This window comes from Micromonospora ferruginea (genome assembly GCF_013694245.2).
In the GTDB taxonomy this organism is placed as follows: domain Bacteria; phylum Actinomycetota; class Actinomycetes; order Mycobacteriales; family Micromonosporaceae; genus Micromonospora; species Micromonospora robiginosa.
In genome coordinates this window covers 4,447,055-4,464,776 of record NZ_CP059322.2, presented here as the reverse complement: position 1 = coordinate 4,464,776, position 17,722 = coordinate 4,447,055, and the positions used below count along the sequence as shown (strand labels likewise).

General features: G+C 73.2%; 14 protein-coding genes. 9 read left to right on the top strand and 5 right to left on the bottom strand.

All coding sequences use genetic code 11. The features are described 5' to 3' along the window. Nucleotides 1-200 precede the first annotated feature (200 nt). From mtrA to hpf, 5 genes are all read left to right on the top strand, one after another. Nucleotides 201-890, top strand: a complete 690-nt coding sequence (gene mtrA, locus H1D33_RS19345) for an MtrAB system response regulator MtrA (protein ID WP_091060316.1) — start codon at nt 201-203, stop codon at nt 888-890. 16 nt (nt 891-906) lie between these two features. After that, nucleotides 907-2,655: an MtrAB system histidine kinase MtrB gene (gene mtrB, locus H1D33_RS19340; protein ID WP_414685426.1), complete on the top strand. Its 1,749-nt coding sequence runs from the start codon at nt 907-909 to the stop codon at nt 2,653-2,655. Further along, the gene (locus H1D33_RS19335; protein ID WP_246412005.1) at nt 2,652-4,460 is read left to right on the top strand and encodes an LpqB family beta-propeller domain-containing protein; all 1,809 of its coding nucleotides are present in this window, start codon (nt 2,652-2,654) and stop codon (nt 4,458-4,460) included. The genes mtrB and H1D33_RS19335 overlap by 4 nt, the downstream gene beginning before the upstream one ends. A 7-nt stretch (nt 4,461-4,467) precedes the next feature. Beyond that, entirely contained in the window at nt 4,468-5,169 is a 702-nt protein-coding gene (locus H1D33_RS19330; protein WP_181571810.1) for a ComF family protein, read from the top strand. A 251-nt stretch (nt 5,170-5,420) separates the two neighbouring features. Beyond that, on the top strand, nt 5,421-6,065 hold the full coding sequence (gene hpf, locus H1D33_RS19325; protein WP_181571811.1) for a ribosome hibernation-promoting factor, HPF/YfiA family: 645 nt from the start codon (nt 5,421-5,423) through the stop codon (nt 6,063-6,065). 48 nt (nt 6,066-6,113) lie between these two features. Here hpf and H1D33_RS19320 read toward each other — a convergent pair whose 3' ends face one another. Further along, nucleotides 6,114-7,220, bottom strand: a complete 1,107-nt coding sequence (locus H1D33_RS19320) for a GNAT family N-acetyltransferase (protein WP_181571812.1) — start codon at nt 7,218-7,220, stop codon at nt 6,114-6,116. Then, nucleotides 7,217-8,374 (bottom strand): GNAT family N-acetyltransferase, encoded by a 1,158-nt coding sequence (locus H1D33_RS19315; protein ID WP_181571813.1) that lies wholly within the window; start codon nt 8,372-8,374, stop codon nt 7,217-7,219. The genes H1D33_RS19320 and H1D33_RS19315 overlap by 4 nt, the downstream gene beginning before the upstream one ends. 169 nt (nt 8,375-8,543) lie before the next feature. On the opposite strand from H1D33_RS19315, the gene secA reads away from it, so the two are divergent. Next, nucleotides 8,544-11,444 carry a preprotein translocase subunit SecA gene (secA, locus tag H1D33_RS19310; RefSeq protein WP_181571814.1) on the top strand — a complete coding sequence of 967 codons (2,901 nt, stop codon included), beginning with the start codon at nt 8,544-8,546 and terminating at the stop codon, nt 11,442-11,444. 698 nt (nt 11,445-12,142) lie between these two features. Here the strand turns inward: secA and H1D33_RS30335 are convergent. Together H1D33_RS30335 and H1D33_RS19300 are read right to left on the bottom strand one after the other, a co-directional pair. After that, a complete protein-coding gene (locus H1D33_RS30335) occupies nt 12,143-12,985 on the bottom strand; it encodes an Rv3235 family protein (protein ID WP_414685425.1) in 843 nt (280 codons plus the stop codon). A 102-nt stretch (nt 12,986-13,087) separates the two neighbouring features. Then, on the bottom strand, nt 13,088-13,315 hold the full coding sequence (locus tag H1D33_RS19300) for a helix-turn-helix domain-containing protein (RefSeq protein ID WP_099162455.1): 228 nt from the start codon (nt 13,313-13,315) through the stop codon (nt 13,088-13,090). A gap of 197 nt (nt 13,316-13,512) precedes the next feature. On the opposite strand from H1D33_RS19300, the gene H1D33_RS19295 reads away from it, so the two are divergent. Beyond that, nucleotides 13,513-14,022: a DUF6912 family protein gene (locus H1D33_RS19295; RefSeq protein WP_181571815.1), complete on the top strand. Its 510-nt coding sequence runs from the start codon at nt 13,513-13,515 to the stop codon at nt 14,020-14,022. An 11-nt stretch (nt 14,023-14,033) separates the two neighbouring features. Here H1D33_RS19295 and H1D33_RS19290 read toward each other — a convergent pair whose 3' ends face one another. Beyond that, complete coding sequence (locus H1D33_RS19290) at nt 14,034-15,041, bottom strand: hypothetical protein (protein ID WP_181571816.1); 1,008 nt, start codon at nt 15,039-15,041, stop codon at nt 14,034-14,036. 368 nt (nt 15,042-15,409) lie between these two features. Between H1D33_RS19290 and pruA the strand changes: the two genes are divergently transcribed. Together pruA and H1D33_RS19280 are read left to right on the top strand one after the other, a co-directional pair. Continuing rightward, a complete protein-coding gene (gene pruA, locus H1D33_RS19285; RefSeq protein ID WP_181571817.1) occupies nt 15,410-17,038 on the top strand; it encodes an L-glutamate gamma-semialdehyde dehydrogenase in 1,629 nt (542 codons plus the stop codon). A gap of 134 nt (nt 17,039-17,172) precedes the next feature. Next, entirely contained in the window at nt 17,173-17,688 is a 516-nt protein-coding gene (locus tag H1D33_RS19280) for a PadR family transcriptional regulator (RefSeq protein WP_181571818.1), read from the top strand. The last annotated feature ends 34 nt before the right edge of the window (nt 17,689-17,722 follow it).

The following is a 17,722-nucleotide window of genomic DNA, read 5'->3' as shown; positions in this document are numbered from 1 at the left end:
GGTCGGCGGGGCAGCGGTGGCGGGCGGGGCGTCACCCGGGGGATCATGGTTGCACGGCGGGTCCGCATCGGGTGGACCCGTCCGCCGTGGCGCGCCACGCTGGTGGGCACGCCGTCGGCTGTGGTGCGCGGGCGCGCTCGGCGCTACCGTGCCGGGAAGACTCCGACCTCCGACCGAACGGGGATGGAACGATAAACCCCATGAGAGCCCGCGTACTCGTGGTCGACGACGACCCCGCCCTTGCCGAGATGCTCGGCATCGTGCTGCGCAGTGAGGGCTTCGTGCCGTCCTTCGTCGCCGACGGGGAACGGGCCCTGGCCGCGTTCCGCGACAGCCGACCCGACATCGTCCTGCTCGACCTGATGCTGCCCGGCATGAGCGGCATCGACGTGGCCCGGGCGATCCGGGCCGAGTCCGGCGTGCCCATCGTGATGCTGACCGCCAAGAGCGACACCGTCGACGTGGTGCTGGGGCTGGAGTCCGGCGCCGACGACTACGTGGTCAAGCCGTTCAAGCCCAAGGAGCTGGTGGCCCGGATGCGGGCCCGGCTGCGTCGCGGCGAGGACGTCGCGCCGGAGCTGCTCACCATCGGCCCGCCCGGCAACCAGATCACCATCGACGTGCCGGCGCACACCGTCAGCCGGGACGCCGAGGAGGTGAAGCTGACGCCGCTCGAGTTCGACCTGCTGGTCGCGCTCGCCCGCAAGCCGCGCCAGGTGTTCACCCGCGAGGTGCTGCTGGAGCAGGTCTGGGGCTATCGGCACGCCGCCGACACCCGGCTGGTCAACGTGCACGTGCAGCGGTTGCGCGCCAAGATCGAGCCGGATCCGGAACGACCCGAAATCATCCTCACCGTTCGGGGCGTGGGCTACAAGGCGGGCACCGGATAACCTGGGCAGCACTGTGGTGACCGCCTCGCTGCCCGACCCGCCGACTCACGCGTCCCGCCGGCTGCACGCCGCGCGGGCGCTCTGGCGCGACCTCGCCGGCCGGTCGGCCCGGTTCGCCACCGGCGTGCGCCAGGCCTGGCGGCGGTCGCTCCAGGTCCGCGTGGTGACCATCACACTGGTGGCGTCGAGTCTGCTGGTGGGCGGTTTCGCCTACCTGATCGCCGACAAGATCACCAACATCCTGCTGGAGAACGCCGAGACCGACGTCCGGCTGCGGCTGAGCAACGGCAGCGAGTACGCCGCGAAGCAGTTCAACCTCTACAGCCAGCCGCAGGAGGCCCAGCTCCAGGACACCATCGACGGCACGGTCAACTACCTGGCCGGCGGGGACCCGACGCAGACCAGCGGCGTGGTGGTGGCGATCACCGCCGACAACTTCGCCGAGTTCATCGAGCCGCGGGTGTCGCCGGACGTGCCGGTCCGTCCGGTGATCGGCGACGAGCTGCGCCGGACCGTGGCGTCCGGCAAGGTGGCCCACCAGATCCGCACCGGCACGCTCGGCGGTGAACGCACGAAATACCTGGTCTACGGCTCCCCGGTGCCGACCAGGTTCGGGCAGGTCGAGCTCTACTACCTCGTACCCCTGGCCCGGCAGGACACCACGGCCGCCGACGCCCGTGCCACGGTGGTCGCCACCGGCGTCGCGCTGGTGCTCCTGCTCGGCCTGTTGGCCGCCCTGGTCACCCGCCTGGTGGTCACCCCGGTCCGGGTCGCCGCGCGCACCGCCCAGCGGCTCTCCGCCGGGCTGCTCGACCAGCGCATGGTGGTTTCCGGCGAGGACGACCTGGCCCTGCTCGCCGCCTCGTTCAACCAGATGGCGACGAACCTGCAACGGCAGATCCTCCGGCTGGAGGAGATGTCCCGGCTGCAACGCCGGTTCACCTCGGACGTCTCGCACGAGCTGCGCACCCCGCTGACCACGGTACGGATGGCGGCCGACCTGATCTTCACCGAGCGGGACGGCTTCGACCCGGCGGTGGCCCGCAGCGCCGAGCTGCTCCAGGCCGAGCTGGACCGGTTCGAGGAGCTGCTGACCGACCTGCTGGAGATCAGCCGGTTCGACGCCGGCTTCGCGGTGCTGGACAGCGAGCCGACCGATCTCGTGCCGGTGGTGCACCGGGTGACCGAGCGGCTGGCCGGGCTCGCCGAGCGGGTCGGGGTCGCCATCGAGCTGGACCTGCCGGGCACGCCGGTGATCGCCGAGGTCGATCCGCGCCGCGTCGAGCGGGTGCTGCGCAACCTGGTCGGCAACGCGGTCGAGCACGGCGAGGCCAAGCCGGTGCGGATCACCCTGGGGATGGACCAGAGCGCGGTGGCGGTCACCGTGCGGGACCACGGTGTCGGTCTCAAGCCGGGCGAGGAGAAGCTGGTCTTCAACCGGTTCTGGCGCGCCGACCCGTCCCGGGCCCGGCAGACCGGTGGCACCGGCCTGGGCCTGTCGATCAGCCTGGAGGACGCCCGGCTGCACGGCGGCTGGCTGGAGGCGTGGGGCGCGCCGGGGCAGGGCGCCCAGTTCCGGCTGACCCTGCCGGCCCGGGCCGGCGACCGGCTCACCACCTCCCCGCTGCGGCTGGTGCCGGCCGACGCCACCCTGCCGTTCGGCGGCCCGCGCGACGGCGGCCTGCTCGCCATCGGCCCGGGCAGCGGCGCCGGGGCGCTCGCCATCGGCCCGGCCGATCCCGCGCACGCCGAGGTGGTCCCGTGAACGCGCCGGGGTCACGCGTCCGGCGGCTGGTGGTGGGGCTGCTGGCCGGTGTGCTGCTGCTTCCCGCCGGGTGCGGCATCCCGGCCGAGACCGACGTCCAGGTCGACGGCTCGGTGCCGGTCGCCGAGCCCGGCTCGCTCAACGGCCCCCCGGCTTCGCCGCCGGCACCGAGCGACAGCGACGAGCCGGTGCCGTTCATCGAGAACTACCTCCGGGCGGCCGCCGCCGGGGAGCGCGACCAGGCGTACGCCCGGGCCCGCACGTTCCTCGCCACCGAGGCGCGGGACCAGCTCCCGGGCAAGCCGCAGACCAGCGAGATCGAGCTGACCGTGGTCCGGCTGCGGGCGAAGGAGAGCACCCCGCCGAACAACCAGGGCACCAGCACGGTCCGGCTCAAGGTGCAGCAGGTCGGCGTGCTGCGCGCCGACGGCACGCTCGGCCCGCCGGCGGCCACCGAGACCGAGTACGTCTTCGAGCTGCGCCGGGCCGAGCCCCCCGGCAGCGGGTTGTTGATCACACAACTGCCGAACGTGCTGTTGATCAGCGACTCGGCGCTGCGTGAGTACTACCGCCAGCACAACGTCTACTTCTGGAACTCGGACCAAACCCGCCTGGTGCCCGACCTGCGTTACCTGCCGGGGGTGCCGGCCGAGCGTCTCGTCACCGAGGTGGTGAAGTGGCTGGCCGGCGGTCCGTCCGTCTGGCTGGAGTCCGGGGTGACCGGCCTGCCCGACCGCACCCGTCCGATCAACAACGCCACCGGGGGCAACTCCCAGTGGGAGGTCAACCTGGACATGCCCGGTGCCAACGAGGAGCGGTTGGCCCGGCTCGGCACCCAGTTGGCGTGGTCGCTTCCGGAGTTGACCGGCCAGCTCGACCTGAAGATCCAGAACCAGAAGCGGTTGAGCATCGACCTGCAGCGGGAGCGCGCCGACCACGACGCCTACCCGCGTGGCGCGGATCCCACGCGGTTCAGCGTCTACGACGGGGTGATCCATCCCCTCGCGCTCGCCGGTGAACGGCGGGGCGCGGTGCCGCTCCCGGCCGCCGAGAACCGCAACGTGGTCTCCGCGTCGATCGCCCGCGCCGACGACCAGGTGCTCGCCGCGTTGGTGGTGACCGCGCCGGACCGGCGACTCCGGCTCAAGGTGGGCACCGGCCTCGATCCGGTGGCGGTGTTCAACGGCAGCCCGGCGACGTTCCACACGATGAGCCAGCCCACCTGGCTGCGCTCGCTGGACAAGGGCCACCCGGCGGGCCTGGTGGCGGCCGACGGCAGGCTCTACCGGTTCAACGGGACGGCCGGGCTCAGCCCGGTCCCGCTCAACGTGGCCGGGACGGTGGCGGCGGTGGCCGGGTCCCTCGACGGCCACCGGATCGCGCTGGTGGCCGGCGGAGCGCTCTACGTCGCCCCGGTGAACGTCGACGGCGGCGTGGTCAGCCTGGGCCAACCGCGCCGGCTGCCGACGATGCTCACCGGCGTCACCGCCGCCGACTGGATCTCGGAGGACCAACTCGTCTTCGCCGGCCGAGACCCGGAGCGGCGTTCGGTCATCCACCAGGTGAGCGTCGACGGCGGCTTCGACTCTCCGCTGAAGAACGACATCGGTTCGGCGGTGGTGACCCAGCTCGTGGGATATCCGGGCAGCGGGGACCGCGGGCTGCCCGCGCTCTCCTTCATGTACGAGGCGAACGGCGCGGCCTACCAGAACAACCCGTTCGAGTTCATCAAGCGCCAGCAGGTGCTGGACCTGCCGGCGGGCAGCCGGGTGGTCAACCCGACCGCGCCGTTCTTCGTCTACTGAGGTCGCGGTGCCGGACCTGGGCGGGCTCTGGTCGGATCTGACCGATCTGGTGCTGCCGGCCGGGTGCGCCGGCTGCGCGGCCCGCGCCCCGGGCCTGCGGCAGGGCTTCTGCCCGCGCTGCGTGGCCGAGTTGGAGTCGTTGCGTCCCGGGCCGACCCGGCCGGTGCCGGCCCCACCCGGCCTGCCGCCCTGCGTCGCCCTCGGCGCGTACGCCGGGGCGTTGCGCGAGGGCCTGCTCGGTTACAAGGAGCGGGGCCGGCACGGGCTGGCCCGACCGTTGGGCGCGCTGCTGGCCGAGGTGGTGGCCGTGGCGGTGGGGCAGCCCGGGCCGGTGACCCTGGTGGCGGTGCCGGACACCGCCCGGGCGGCGCGGGCACGGTACGGCGACCACCTGGACCGGCTGGTGCGTCCGGCCGCGGCCCGGCTGCGGGCGGCCGGCTGGCCGGTTCGCGTGCTGCGACCGTTGCGGGCGTCGCCCCGGCCGGACTCGGTGGCGTTGGACAGCGCCGGCCGGGCCGCCGCGGCGGAGACCGCGTTCCGGGTACGCCGGCCGGCGCCGGCCGGGCCAGCGGGAACCTTGGTGCTGCTCGACGACATCGTCACCACCGGCGCGACGCTGGCGGCGGTGAGCCGGAAATTGCGCGGCGCGGGAATGACGCCAAAGGTCGCGGCCGTGCTCGCCGCAACGCAAAAGCGGCAGCGGTGGTGACGCTTCGTGCATCCCTTTCACCCCATGGTGTATGAGGTGTTAAATTTCGCGGCCGCTCTTGGCAACCGGGGGTGACTGCGGGCCGAACAGGAGTTAGCGTTTCGGTGTCGGGGGTAGTGAGGATGCCAACCTTCCCCCGGCACTGGAAGGAGGCGTAGCCGAACACCACCGGTCGACGCCGAGCGGAGCTCTCCCAGGCGCGTCGTCCGGAAGATCTGGACCGAAACGACCGTCCGAACAAGGGAGGTCACGTGGACATCGTGGTCAAGGGCCGTAACGTCGAAGTGCCGGACCATTACCGGGTGCACGTAGCCGAAAAGCTCGCAAAGATCGAACGCTACGACCACAAGCTGATTCGCGTGGATGTCGAGTTGTTCCACGAGCGCAATCCGCGCCAGGCCGACCACTGCCAGCGGGTGGAGATCACCTGCGTCACGCGCGGTCCGGTGATCCGCGCCGAGGCCTGCACGAACGACTTCTACAGCGCGCTCGACGCCGCCATCGCCAAGCTGGACACCCGGTTCCGCCGGGCGGCCGACCGCCGCCGGGTGCACCGCGGGCGGCACGCGCCGCTCTCGGTGGCCGCCGCGACCGCCGGCCTGCCGGTGGCCGACCTGGACGGGCCCGGCCTGGCGTCGCTCAACGGGCACGGCACGGCCACCGCGGTGGCCGAACGCCCGAACCAGAGCGGCTACGACGAGCCCGACGACCAGCCGTGGCACATCGCCCGGGAGAAGGTCCACCCCGCCGAACCGATGACCGTCGACGACGCGCTGTTCCAGATGGAACTGGTCGGCCACGACTTCTACCTGTTCCTGGACAAGGAATCCGGCCGCCCGAGCGTGGTCTACCGCCGCCGCGCGTACGACTACGGGATCATCTCGCTCGACACGTGACCCGTTGACCACGGACCGGGGCCTCCGCGCGTTCGCGGGGGCCCCGGCTCAGTCCCGGTCCGACGCCAGCCGGCCGAAGACCACCGAGTCGACGCGGGCGCCCGCCACCCCGGGCATCCGCCCGCGCGACAGCCCCTCCCGCCGGAACCCGGCCCGTTCCAGCACCCGCTGCGAGGCGACGTTCTCCGCCCGGGTGCCGGCCCAGACCCGGGCCACGCCGACGTCGAACGCCCAACCGGCGAGGAGCCGGACCGCACGGGTGGCCAGCCCCCGGCCGCGGGCCTCGGGCAGCAGGCTGTAGCCCAGCGTGGCCTGGCCGGTGGCCGGCTCGTCGTACCCGAGGGCGCAGCCGCCGACCAGCGCGCCGGTGGCCGCGTCCAGGACGGCCAGGTCGGCGGCGTCCCCAGCCAGCCAGTAACCGGCCGCGAGCCGGCAGCGGCGCGCGATCGACTCCCGGTCCGGCGGCACCGCCGGCACCCGGTTCGCCACCACCTCCGGCAGCGTGTGCAGCCGGTACAGCGCGGCGGCGTCCGCCGGCCCCAACCGGCGCAGCGTCGCCACGCCGTCGGTGAGCCGGCCGCCGGGCAGGTCCGGCAGCAGCCGGGTGGTCGGCCCGGGCGGGTCGTCGGCCAGCCGCACCCAGGCCACCAGGTCGTGGCGTACGCCGTCGCGTCCCGCGCTCGCCGCCCGGCGCACCCCCTCGTACCGGTAGCCGCAGGCCAGCGCGGCCCGCTGGCTCGGCTCGTTCTGCCGGTGGGTGAGCAGTTCCAGCCGGGCCGCGCCGGCGGCGAAGGCGCGCTCGCCGAGCGCCCGGGTGGCGGCGGTCGCCACGCCCCGCCCCCGCGCCCACGGCGCCACCCAGTAACCGATCTCGAAGTCCCCGCGCGCCGGGGCGAGCCGGGTCAGCCCGATGCCGCCGAGCAGCCGGTCGGTGTCCGGGTCGGCGATCGCGTACGCGCAGCCGCCGGCGGCCCACACGGCCGGCTCGCCCTCGGCGATCCACCGCCGGGCGCTGTCCGCGTCGTACCCCTCGGGCAGGGCGGGCAGGAACCGCCGGGTCTCCGGGTCGGTGCAGCCGGCCACCAGCTCCGGCACGTCGGCCGGCCGGGTCGGTCGCAGCCGGACCCCGTACCCCTCGATCGTCTCCGGGATCACCGCAGGTCCTGCGGCAGCAGGCCGCCGATCCACACGTCCTGCCGCTCGCCGCGGTGCTGGATGCCGCCGCGCAGCGTGCCCTCGACGGTGAAGCCGGCCTTCTCGGCGGCCCGGCGGGACGCGGTGTTGCCGACGTTGGCGCGCCACTCGACGCGGGCCAGGCCGAGCGTGGTGAAGCCCCAGGCGCAGAGCGCGGTGAGCGCGGCCGGCAGGTAGCCGCGGCCCCGCGCGTGCGGGGCGGTCATGAAGCCGACGTCGGCCACCAGCGGGTCGCCGGGGAGGATCCGCAGGTCGAGCGAGGCGACGTAGCGGTCCTCCTGGTCGGCCACCGCGAACATCGCGGCGGTGCCCCGGGCCCAGGACGGCCGCACCAGGTCCCGCAGGTAGCCCTCGGCGTGTTCCGGCCGGTAGGGGTGCGGCACGGTGGTCCAGCGCACCGTGTCCTCGTCCTGGCAGGTGCGGGTGACCTCGGCCAGGTCCTTCTCCTCCAGCGCGCGCAGCCGCAGCTCGGTGTCGCCGGCGGTGGCGAACAGGACGGGTTGCGGCCGGCCGAAGACCGCCGCCCGGCGGGCCTGGAGCGTGCCCGGGCCGTACGGCGCCGGCTCGCCCGGCGCGGCCAGCTCGGACGGCACGAGGGAACCGATCCACCCCTCCGGCCGGCCGCCGTCGGCGGGGTGGGCCAGCCGCAGCTCGCCGTCGACCCGGAAGCCGGCGCGCAGCGCGACCAGGCGGGAGGCGTGGTTGCCGATCTCGGCCTGCCAGGTCAGCCGGCGCAGCTTCAGCGCGTCGAACGCCCAGCGGGCGACGGCCCGGGTGGCGCGTACCGCGACTCCCCGCCCCCGGGCCCACGGTGCGGTCCAGTAGCCCACCTCGGCCGAGTCGAGCGCGCGGTCGACGGAGACCAGACCGCACGAGGCGAGCAGCTCACCGGTCGTGGCGTCGCAGACCGCGAACGGCGCCCCGGTGTCCCGCGCCCAGGCGGTCGCGCTGATCGTGGTGACGAACGCGAGCGCGTGTTCGGGCAGGTACGGGCGAGGTACGGTGGTCCAGCGCTGAATGTCCGGGTCCTGGCAGGCGCGGTGCACCTCGTCGGCGTCCGCCGCCCGCCAGGGGCGCAGCAACAGCCCGTCCTCGATGATCTCCACAGGCTCCATCCGAGCCATGGTGCCGGATCGTTCGCGGACGGCGTAACCCGATTGGCGACCGAGGGCACCCGGTCGCGGTGTTATGTCGGGTTCGCGGGTCCGGACCGCCGCCACCAGTGACCATCGCCGCGCCGGAACGCCTACGATGGTTCGAGACCGTCTAGGGGAGCGTTGATCCGTGTCGATTCTGGAAAAGGTCCTTCGCGCCGGCGAGGGCCGCATGGTGCGTCGGCTGAAGGCCATCGCGGCCGCCGTCAACTCGATCGAGGACGACTACGTCAACCTCAGCGACGACGAGCTGCGCGGCATGACCGACCAGTTCAGGGAGCGGCTCGCCGACGGCGAGACCCTCGACGACCTGCTGCCGGAGGCGTTCGCGGTGTGCCGCGAGGCCGCCTCCCGGGTGCTCGGCCAGCGGCCCTACGACGTCCAGGTGATGGGCGGCGCGGCGCTGCACTTCGGCAACATCGCCGAGATGAAGACCGGTGAGGGCAAGACGCTCACCTCGGTCATGCCGGTCTACCTGAACGCGCTCGCCGGCAAGGGCGTGCACGTGATCACGGTGAACGACTACCTGGCCGAGCGCGACGCCGCCTGGATGGGCCGGGTGCACGAGTTCCTCGGGCTCGACGTCGGCGTGGTGCTGCCCAACCGGCCCGCGAGCGAGCACCGCGCGGCCTACGAGTGCGACATCACCTACGGCACCAACAACGAGTTCGGCTTCGACTACCTGCGCGACAACATGGCCTGGTCGAAGGAGGAGCTGGTCCAGCGCGGCCACTTCTTCGCGGTGGTCGACGAGGTCGACTCGATCCTCATCGACGAGGCCCGGACCCCGTTGATCATCTCCGGTCCGGCCGAGCACTCCGCCCGGTGGTACCAGGAGTTCGCCGCCGTGGTGGCCCGCCTCCAGCCGGGCACCGACGGCGAGGGCGACTACGAGGTCGACTACGCCAAGCGCACGATCGCGGTGACCGAGCGCGGCGTGGCCCGGGTCGAGGACCGCCTCGGCATCGACAACCTCTACGAGTCGGTCAACACCCCGCTGGTCGGCTACCTCAACAACGCGATCAAGGCCAAGGAGCTCTACAAGCGCGACAAGGACTACATCGTCAGCGACGGCGAGGTCCTGATCGTCGACGAGTTCACCGGCCGCATCCTGCACGGCCGCCGCTACAACGAGGGCATGCACCAGGCGATCGAGGCCAAGGAGGGGGTGGAGATCAAGCAGGAGAACCAGACCCTGGCCACCATCACCCTCCAGAACTACTTCCGCCTCTACGAGAAGCTCTCCGGCATGACCGGCACCGCCCAGACCGAGGCGGGCGAGTTCAACAAGGTCTACAAGGTCGGCGTCGTGACCATCCCGACGCACCGGCCGATGGTCCGGATGGACCGGCCCGACGTGATCTACAAGACCGAGAAGGCCAAGTTCAACGCCGTCGTCGAGGACATCGCCGAGCGGCACGAGCAGGGCCAGCCGGTGCTGGTCGGCACCGTCTCGGTGGAGAACTCCGAGATCCTGTCGCACATGCTGCGCCGCCGCGGCATCCCGCACTCGGTGTTGAACGCCAAGTTCCACGCCAAGGAGGCGGAGATCGTCGCCCAGGCCGGGCGCAAGGGCGCGGTCACGGTCGCCACCAACATGGCCGGCCGGGGCACCGACATCCTGCTCGGCGGCAACGCCGAGTTCCTCGCCGCCAACGAACTCCGCCAGCGCGGTCTCGACCCGGTCGAGCAGCCGGAGGAGTACGCCAAGGCGATGGAGGAGATCCTCCCGACCTGGAAGCAGGCCTGCGACACCGAGGCGGAGGAGGTCGCCGCCGCCGGTGGCCTCTACGTGCTCGGCACCGAGCGGCACGAGTCCCGCCGGATCGACAACCAGCTCCGCGGTCGCGCCGGCCGGCAGGGTGACCCGGGCGAGTCCCGCTTCTACCTGTCCCTGCAGGACGAGCTGATGAAGCGGTTCCGGGCCGGCGCGGTCGAGGCCGTGATGGACCGCTTCAACATCCCGGAGGACGTGCCCATCGAGTCGAAGATGGTCACCCGCCAGATCAAGAGCGCGCAGGCCCAGATCGAGGGCCAGAACGCCGAGATCCGGAAGAACGTCCTGAAGTACGACGAGGTGCTGAACAAGCAGCGCCAGGTGGTCTACGCCGAGCGCCTCCGGGTGCTCAACGGCGAGGACCTGTCCGACCAGGTCCGCAACATGATCGACGACACGGTCGCCGCGTACGTGGTCGGCGCGACCAGCGACGGCTACGCCGAGGACTGGGATCTCGACCAGCTCTGGTCCAGCCTGAAGCAGCTCTACCCGGTCGGCGTCACGGTCGAGGAGTTGGAGGAGGAGGTCGGCTCCCGCGCCGGCCTCGACCAGGACTTCCTGCTCGCCCGCCTCAAGGAGGACGCGAACGCCGCGTACGACCGGCGGGAGGAGCAGCTCGGCGAGGAGGCGGTCCGCCAGCTCGAGCGGATGGTCCTGCTCCAGGTGATCGACCGCAAGTGGCGCGAGCACCTCTACGAGATGGACTACCTCCAGGAGGGCATCAGCCTGCGGGCGTACGCCCAGCGCGACCCGGTCATCGAGTACCAGCGCGAGGGCTTCGACATGTTCGCCACCATGATGGACGGCATCAAGGAGGAGACGGTCGGCTTCCTCTACAACCTGGAGGTGCAGGTCGAGGAGGCCGAGGCGGAGGCCGAGGAGGAGGTGCAGCTGCTGGAGAAGCCGGTGGAGATCCGGGCCAAGGGCCTCAACCGCACTCCGCAGCAGCAGGGCCTGCAATACTCCGCGCCGGCCGTCGACGGTGAGGCCGGTCGCGGCGCGCCGGTGATCGAGCGGGCCGAGCAGCAGGCGCCGGCGCTGGGCATCGGCCAGCCCTCCTCGGAGCGTCCCGCCGGCTCGACGCCGCGCCGTGCCCCGGCCGGGGCGAGCGGTCAGGCGGTCGCCGCCAGCACCGCCCGGCGTGCCGCGGCGCCCCAGGTCGACGGCGGTGAGGGCCCGTCCCGGAACGCGCCCTGCCCGTGCGGCTCCGGCCGGAAGTACAAGCGCTGCCACGGCTCGCCCACCGGCGGCTGACCTCCACGTATCGCCCGACGGGCCCCGGCCACCGGCCGGGGCCCGTCGCCCGTCTCACCCTGCGCCCGTGTGCCGCGTGTGCTCCGTGCCGCGTGTGGCCCTGTGCCTCGTGCCTCGTGCCGTTCGTGCCTCGTGCCGTTCGTGCCTCGTGCCGTTCGTGCCTCGTGCCGTTCGTGCCTCGTGCCGTTCGTGCCCCGTGCCGTTCGTGCCCCGTGCCGTTCGTGCCCCGTGCCGTTCGTGCCCCGTGCCGCTCGTGCCCCGTGCCGCTCGTGCCTCGCGCCGCTCGTGCCCCGTGAGCCCCGTACCGCGCGTGCCCCATGCCCTGTGCCCTGCGACGTGTGCCGTGTGCGCCGTATGCCGTGTGCCCTGTGCCCTGCGACGTGTGCCGTGTGCGCCGTGCGCCGTGTGCCGTGTGCCGTGTGCCCTGCGAAGTGTGCCGCGTGTGCCGGTGCCTCGTGCCGCGCGCGACCGGTGCCGCGCCTGCCGCCGATCATGGAGTTGTGGTCGTTGACAGAAGGGTCATTTCCGACGTTCGAGGCGCCACAAGTCCAAGATCGACGCAGGCGCAGGCGCAGGCGCAGGCGCAGGCGCGGGTGCGGGCGCGGGCGCGGGTGCGGGCGCGGACGCGGGGAGGGCTAGGGCGAGAGGCCAGGGCAAGGGCGGGGTGTGGGTGCGGCGGGGCAGGGGCCGGGGTGGGGCTAGAGGACGTTGAGTACCAGGCAGAGCCAGGTGCCTCGGCGGTGTTCCAGGCGCACGGCGATCGCCCAGCTCGTGCCGCCGGTGCCGGTGAACACTGCGGTGGCCTCGACCGCGCCGGCCCGGGGTTCACAGACCCGCAGGCGGCGCAGGTGCAGGGCCGGCCGGGCGGCGCGGCGGCGGACCGGGGTCACCCGGCGGGCCGCCCGGGTCAGCTCGGCCGACACCTGGGCGGCTGTCTCGGGTAGGCAGAGCGGCCGGAGCTGCCCGGGCGGCCGGAAGCCGTTGACGATCTCCAGGAACGTGCGCACGAACCGGTGGGCTGCCCGGGCAGCCTCGGGCGAGGCGGTGGCGAGGGCGGACACCGGCGGCCCGACGGGCACCCGACCGCCCAGGCCGCCGTCCGGCGCGGCGCCGCCGAACCTGCCGCTGCCGAGCCCACCGCCCTCGGTTGCGCCGACACGTCCGGTCGCACTACTGCCGAGGCCGCCGCGCTCGCCCCCGCCACCTCGGAACCCGCCGCCGTCGACCGTCGTGCCGCCGCCGTCGACCGTCGTGCCGCCGCCGGCCGGGCCACGCCTCGCCGGGTCGCCGTTCGTCGGGCCGAGGTCCGCGATGCGGTCGCCGGACGGGCCGGAAGCCGGCGGGCGCGGCCGGCCGAGAGGGTGGTCGGCGGCCCGGCCCGGTGGCCGTCCGGGGTCGCGGCGGCGCGGGTCGATCAGGTCGAGGGCGAGCTGACCGTGGCTCCAGATCGGGTCCTCGTCCGTGCAGGGTGGGTCGAGTGGTGGGGCGGGCCGGAGTCGGACCGGTGGACGCGGTGACCGGGGACGGCGGGTGTCGACCATGTCAGCCCTCGAATCCTTGCGTTTGCCTTCGTTTGCCTGTGACCAGTCCTCATCTTCCGGTAGCGGAGTGGGGTGCGTCAATGGCCGACGGTCAGCGCGGGCTCACTCCGCGTCGCGCTCGCCCAGGGGGTTGCCGCGCACCCACTCGGCAGTCTCGGCGTACTTGCGCTCGATGTATTCCTCCAGCCGGGCGCGCTCGACCCGCCACTGGCCCCGGCCACCGATCTTGATCGCGGGCAGCTCGCCGCTGCGCACCATGTGGTAGACCTGCGAGTCCGAGACGTTCAGCTCGGCGGCGACGTCGGACAGCAGCAGGAACCTCGACTCCACGGTGACTCCCGGGGTTGACTTCGTTTGCCTCAGTTTGCCATCACCCGGCGACACCACCCAGCCCGCTTCGGTGGACACGCCGCCGGGGAAGCTTCTCCTGGGCGGATGCCGGGTGTATGACGGTCACGGCGTACGGCATGATCGGCGCCCGGAGCCGGCACCCGCCGGCCGGCGGCGGAGAGTGCGGGGAGAGACCGGTGACCGACGAGCTTGTCCGGGTGTACCTGCCGGGGACCGTACCGATGCTCGCCCGGCTGCGCGAGGAGGGCCTGACCGTCGAGGCGGCGCATGCGGTCACCCCGGAGCTGCGCGAGTGGTACGCCGAGGGCGACGAGGAGGAGCTGGAGTACGTGGCCTTCACCCGCGCCGCCCAGGACGCGCTGCTCCTGTTGCGGGCCGATCCGGCCGCCCCGCGACGGCGGGTGGTGGTCTCGGCCGACCTGCCCGCCCGTGCGGTGGGCCGGGGCGACGGCGAGCTGGGCTCCAGCGTGATCCGGCCGGCCGGGCCGGTGCCGGTGAAGTCGATCGCGGCGATCCACGTGGACGGCGCGGAGGCGGTCGAGGAGGTGGGCGCCGCCGTCGACGTGGTGGTGGAGGCGCAGGCCGGCGACCCGGACGCCCAGTTCACCGTGGACGGCGTCGAGGACCACGAGCTGGAGTGGTACGACGTGACCGAGCTGGACCTGCTGCTGCGCGAGGTCGGCTGAGGCGACCGGCCTCAGGCCGCCGGCTCGTCGTCGTCGGCGTCGACGCGCGGGCCGAGCGTGCGCCCGAAGGCGATGAGCGTGGTGAGCGCGCCCACGAAGAGCACCCAGATCCCGTTGTCCACCCGCGAGGTGCCCAACGCCGTCTGCGCCACCTGGTCGGCCTCGCTGAGCGCGGCGGCCAGGTCGAGCAGCCCGCGCCCGCCGATCCGGATGATCACCTCGGTGAGCAGCAGGAGCAGCCCGGCCCCGGCGCCGGCCACCAGGTACGCCGGCCAGCGCAGCGGCGTCGCCGCCCCGTCGCGGCGCTCGGCCCGGCGGCGCGACCAGGCCAGGTAGAGGTAGGCGATCAGGCCGGCGATCAGGCCGGCGAGCAGCGACTCGGTGCGGGACACCCACTTGGCGGCGTCGAGCACCGACTGTTGCGTGTCCCCGGCGCCGAACAGGTCGGAGAGCGGGTCCCGGGCCCGGCTGAACAGCACCACGAAGAGTTGCGCGGCGAGCGTGGCGGCGGCGATCGCGGCCACCACCCGCGCCTGGCGGGCGCCGGCCGTCGCCCCGCCGATGATGGCGGCCGCGGCCGTGGTGCCGGCGATGGTGTTGGTGGTGGCGTTGTCGGCGTACGTCAGGTTGATCGCGACCGCGGCGGCGAGCCCGACCAGCAGCCCGGTGCCGACGGTGGCCAGGAAGCGCAGGGAGACGCGGCCGAGCCGGTTGGTGGCGGCCAGCGCGACCGCCGCGCCGGTGACCAGCGCCGCGGTGATCACGCCGGGGAGCGCGTACGCGGAGAGGCTGATCGCGGTGACCCCGGCCGCGGTCGAGGTGATCGCCTCCCGGGTGGACCAGAGCATGGCCGCCAGCCAGGCGAGCGACAGCACGGCCAGCGGCAGCGCGCCGGGGGCGTACCCCGGTCGTCCGGCTGCCGGCGCGACCTCGTCGACGGCCTGGTCGGTGGCGGGCGGCTCGTCGGCCTCGGGCCGGTCCGGCTCCGCGGCCGTGGAGCTGCCGGGCTGGTTGCTCATCGTCTCCCTTTCGACGCACGCCAGGTCACCGACCCACCAGCGTACGCGTCGCGGCCGGTCCGGCCCGGCGGGCCGGTCCCGGCGGCGCGGGCGGGTGGGGTGCCGACGATTCGTCGTCGCTGCCCGCCTGTCGCCGATGTTTCGTCGGTCCCGAACCATGATCGGCCGAAGGTCCGGAGTGCGGCGCTGTGTCCGGTGTTCGCGGCCCGCGCCGGGGAGCCCGGGTGGCGGGCCGGGTCGCGTGACAGAATCGGCGCAGGTCCCGCCGCCGCGACCGGTCCGCCGCGCGGTGTCCGGCGTCCGGCCGCCCGGCCGGCGCCCGCGGGTCCGGTTTCGCCATCGCCGTCGAGATCGCACAGGAGCCTGTGATGGACGCCGTCTTCTCCGTCCCCGAGCCGCGCAACGAGCCGGTCCACACCTACGAGCCCGGCAGCGCCGACCGGGAGCGGCTCCAGCGGCGGTTGGCCGAGTTGGCCGCCGAGCGGATCGAGCTGCCGATGACCATCGACGGCGAGCAGCGGATGGCCGGCGGCGAGTCGATCGACGTGGTCCAGCCGCACAAGCACGCGCACGTGCTCGGCGTCACCGGGCACGCCACCCACGACGACGCGCGCGCGGCGGTCCGGGCGGCCAAGGAGGCCGCGCCGATGTGGCGGGCGCTGCCGTTCGAGGAGCGCGCCGCGATCTTCCTGCGCGCCGCCGACCTGCTCGCCGGCCCCTGGCGGGACACGCTCAACGCGGCCACCATGCTCGGCCAGTCGAAGACCGCGGTGCAGGCCGAGATCGACGCCGCCTGCGAGCTGATCGACTTCCTCCGGTTCAACGTGCACTTCGCCCGCCGGCTCCTGGCCGAGCAGCCGATGTCCTCGGCCGGCGTGTGGAACCGCTTCGACCACCGGCCGCTGGAGGGCTTCGTCTACGCGGTCACCCCGTTCAACTTCACCGCCATCGCCGGCAACCTGCCGTCCGCGCCGGCCATGCTCGGCAACACGGTGGTCTGGAAGCCGGGCCCGACCCAGCAGTTCGCCGCGCACTTCACCATGCGGCTGTTCGAGGCGGCCGGCCTGCCGCCCGGCGTGATCAACATGGTCACCGGGCGCGGCGAGGAGGTTTCCGACGTGGTGCTCGCCGACCCGGACCTGGCGGGTATCCACTTCACCGGCTCCACCAAGGTCTTCCAGCAGCTCTGGCGGACCGTCGGCGACAACATCGCCCGCTACCGGGGCTACCCGCGCCTGGTCGGCGAGACCGGCGGCAAGGACTTCGTGGTGGCGCACATGAGCGCCGACGTGGACGCGTTGCACACCGCGCTGCTGCGCGGCGCCTACGAGTACCAGGGGCAGAAGTGCTCGGCCGCCTCGCGGGCGTACGTGCCGCGGTCGATCTGGGAGGGTGGCCTGCGCGACCGGCTCGCCGCGTCGGCGGACGCGTTGACCTACGGCGACGTGACCGACTTCAGCAACTTCGGCGGCGCGGTGATCGACGACCGGGCGTTCGGCCGGCACACCGCCGCGCTGGAGCTGGTCAAGGGTGACGACAGTTGCCGCGTGCTGGCCGGCGGCACCGCCGACGACTCGGTCGGATACTTCGTCCGGCCGACGCTCTTCGAGTGCTCGGACGCCGCGCACGAGACGTTCACCACCGAATACTTCGGCCCGATCCTCGGCGTGCACGTCTTCGACGACGCCCGCTTCGACGAGGTGGTCGCCCAGGCCGAGTCGATCGCGCCGTACGCGCTGACCGGGTCGATCTTCGCGAACGACCGCCGGGTGGTCGACCGGGTGGCGGAGACGATGCGGTACGCGGCCGGCAACTTCTACGTCAACGACAAGCCGACCGGTGCGGTGGTCGGGCAGCAGCCGTTCGGCGGCGCCCGGGCCAGCGGCACCAACGACAAGGCCGGCTCCTGGCACAACCTGGTCCGCTGGACGTCGCCCCGGACGATCAAGGAGACGTTCGTCCCGCCGACCGACCACACCTACCCGCACATGGGCTGACCCGCCCGAGAGGGGCCCGTCTCGACCGCGAGGCGGGCCTCTTCCTCACCCGACAGTGCACTTCGGACCGCCTAGGAGTGGCGAAAACGGCAAATCCTGGACGCCAGAGCCGACAAAGTGGCAGCTTAGAGGGCATGGCGGAATCCGGAGTCAACCCGACGGCGGCGGCCCTGCTGGGCCTGCTGCACGACGGCCCGATGACTGGCGGTCAGTTGATGGCCGCCGCCGAGCGCCGGCTGGCGCCGTACTGGTCGATGACCCGCAGTCAGGTCTACCGGGAACTCCCGGTCCTGGCCGAGAAGGGTCTGGTGCGGCTCGGCCGGCCCGGGCCGCGGATGAGCCAGCCGTACGCGCTGACGGCGGCCGGGAAACGGACATTCTCCCGCTGGTTGGCGGAGAATCCCGGCAAGGACACCATCCGTAACCCGATAGCGCTACGGATGGCGTTCGGCGGCCTGCACTCGTCGAGCCAGCTCAAGAACCTGTACGCCTCGGCGAACGAGTACCACACCGAGGCGCTGGCCGCGGTGCGGGAGCAGGTCAAGAACGCGAAGAAGGAAGGCGACAGCTACGACGCCAGCGCGCTGGAGTTCGCGGTCGCCTACCACAAGGCGGCGCTGTCCTGGCTGAAGACCGCGCCGGTCGGCTGACCACCTGCGACGAACGCGCCGGCCCAGGCGGTAC

What these genes read in the sequence shown, in the direction of transcription:
- H1D33_RS30335 (WP_414685425.1), bottom strand. Translation starts at nt 12,985, where the DNA reads ATGGTCGACACCCGCCGTCCCCGGTCACCGCGTCCACCGGTCCGACTC.
- mtrA (WP_091060316.1), top strand. Translation starts at nt 201, where the DNA reads ATGAGAGCCCGCGTACTCGTGGTCGACGACGACCCCGCCCTTGCCGAG.
- pruA (WP_181571817.1), top strand. Translation starts at nt 15,410, where the DNA reads ATGGACGCCGTCTTCTCCGTCCCCGAGCCGCGCAACGAGCCGGTCCAC.
- H1D33_RS19315 (WP_181571813.1), bottom strand. Translation starts at nt 8,374, where the DNA reads ATGGAGCCTGTGGAGATCATCGAGGACGGGCTGTTGCTGCGCCCCTGG.
- H1D33_RS19280 (WP_181571818.1), top strand. Translation starts at nt 17,173, where the DNA reads ATGGCGGAATCCGGAGTCAACCCGACGGCGGCGGCCCTGCTGGGCCTG.
- H1D33_RS19290 (WP_181571816.1), bottom strand. Translation starts at nt 15,041, where the DNA reads ATGAGCAACCAGCCCGGCAGCTCCACGGCCGCGGAGCCGGACCGGCCC.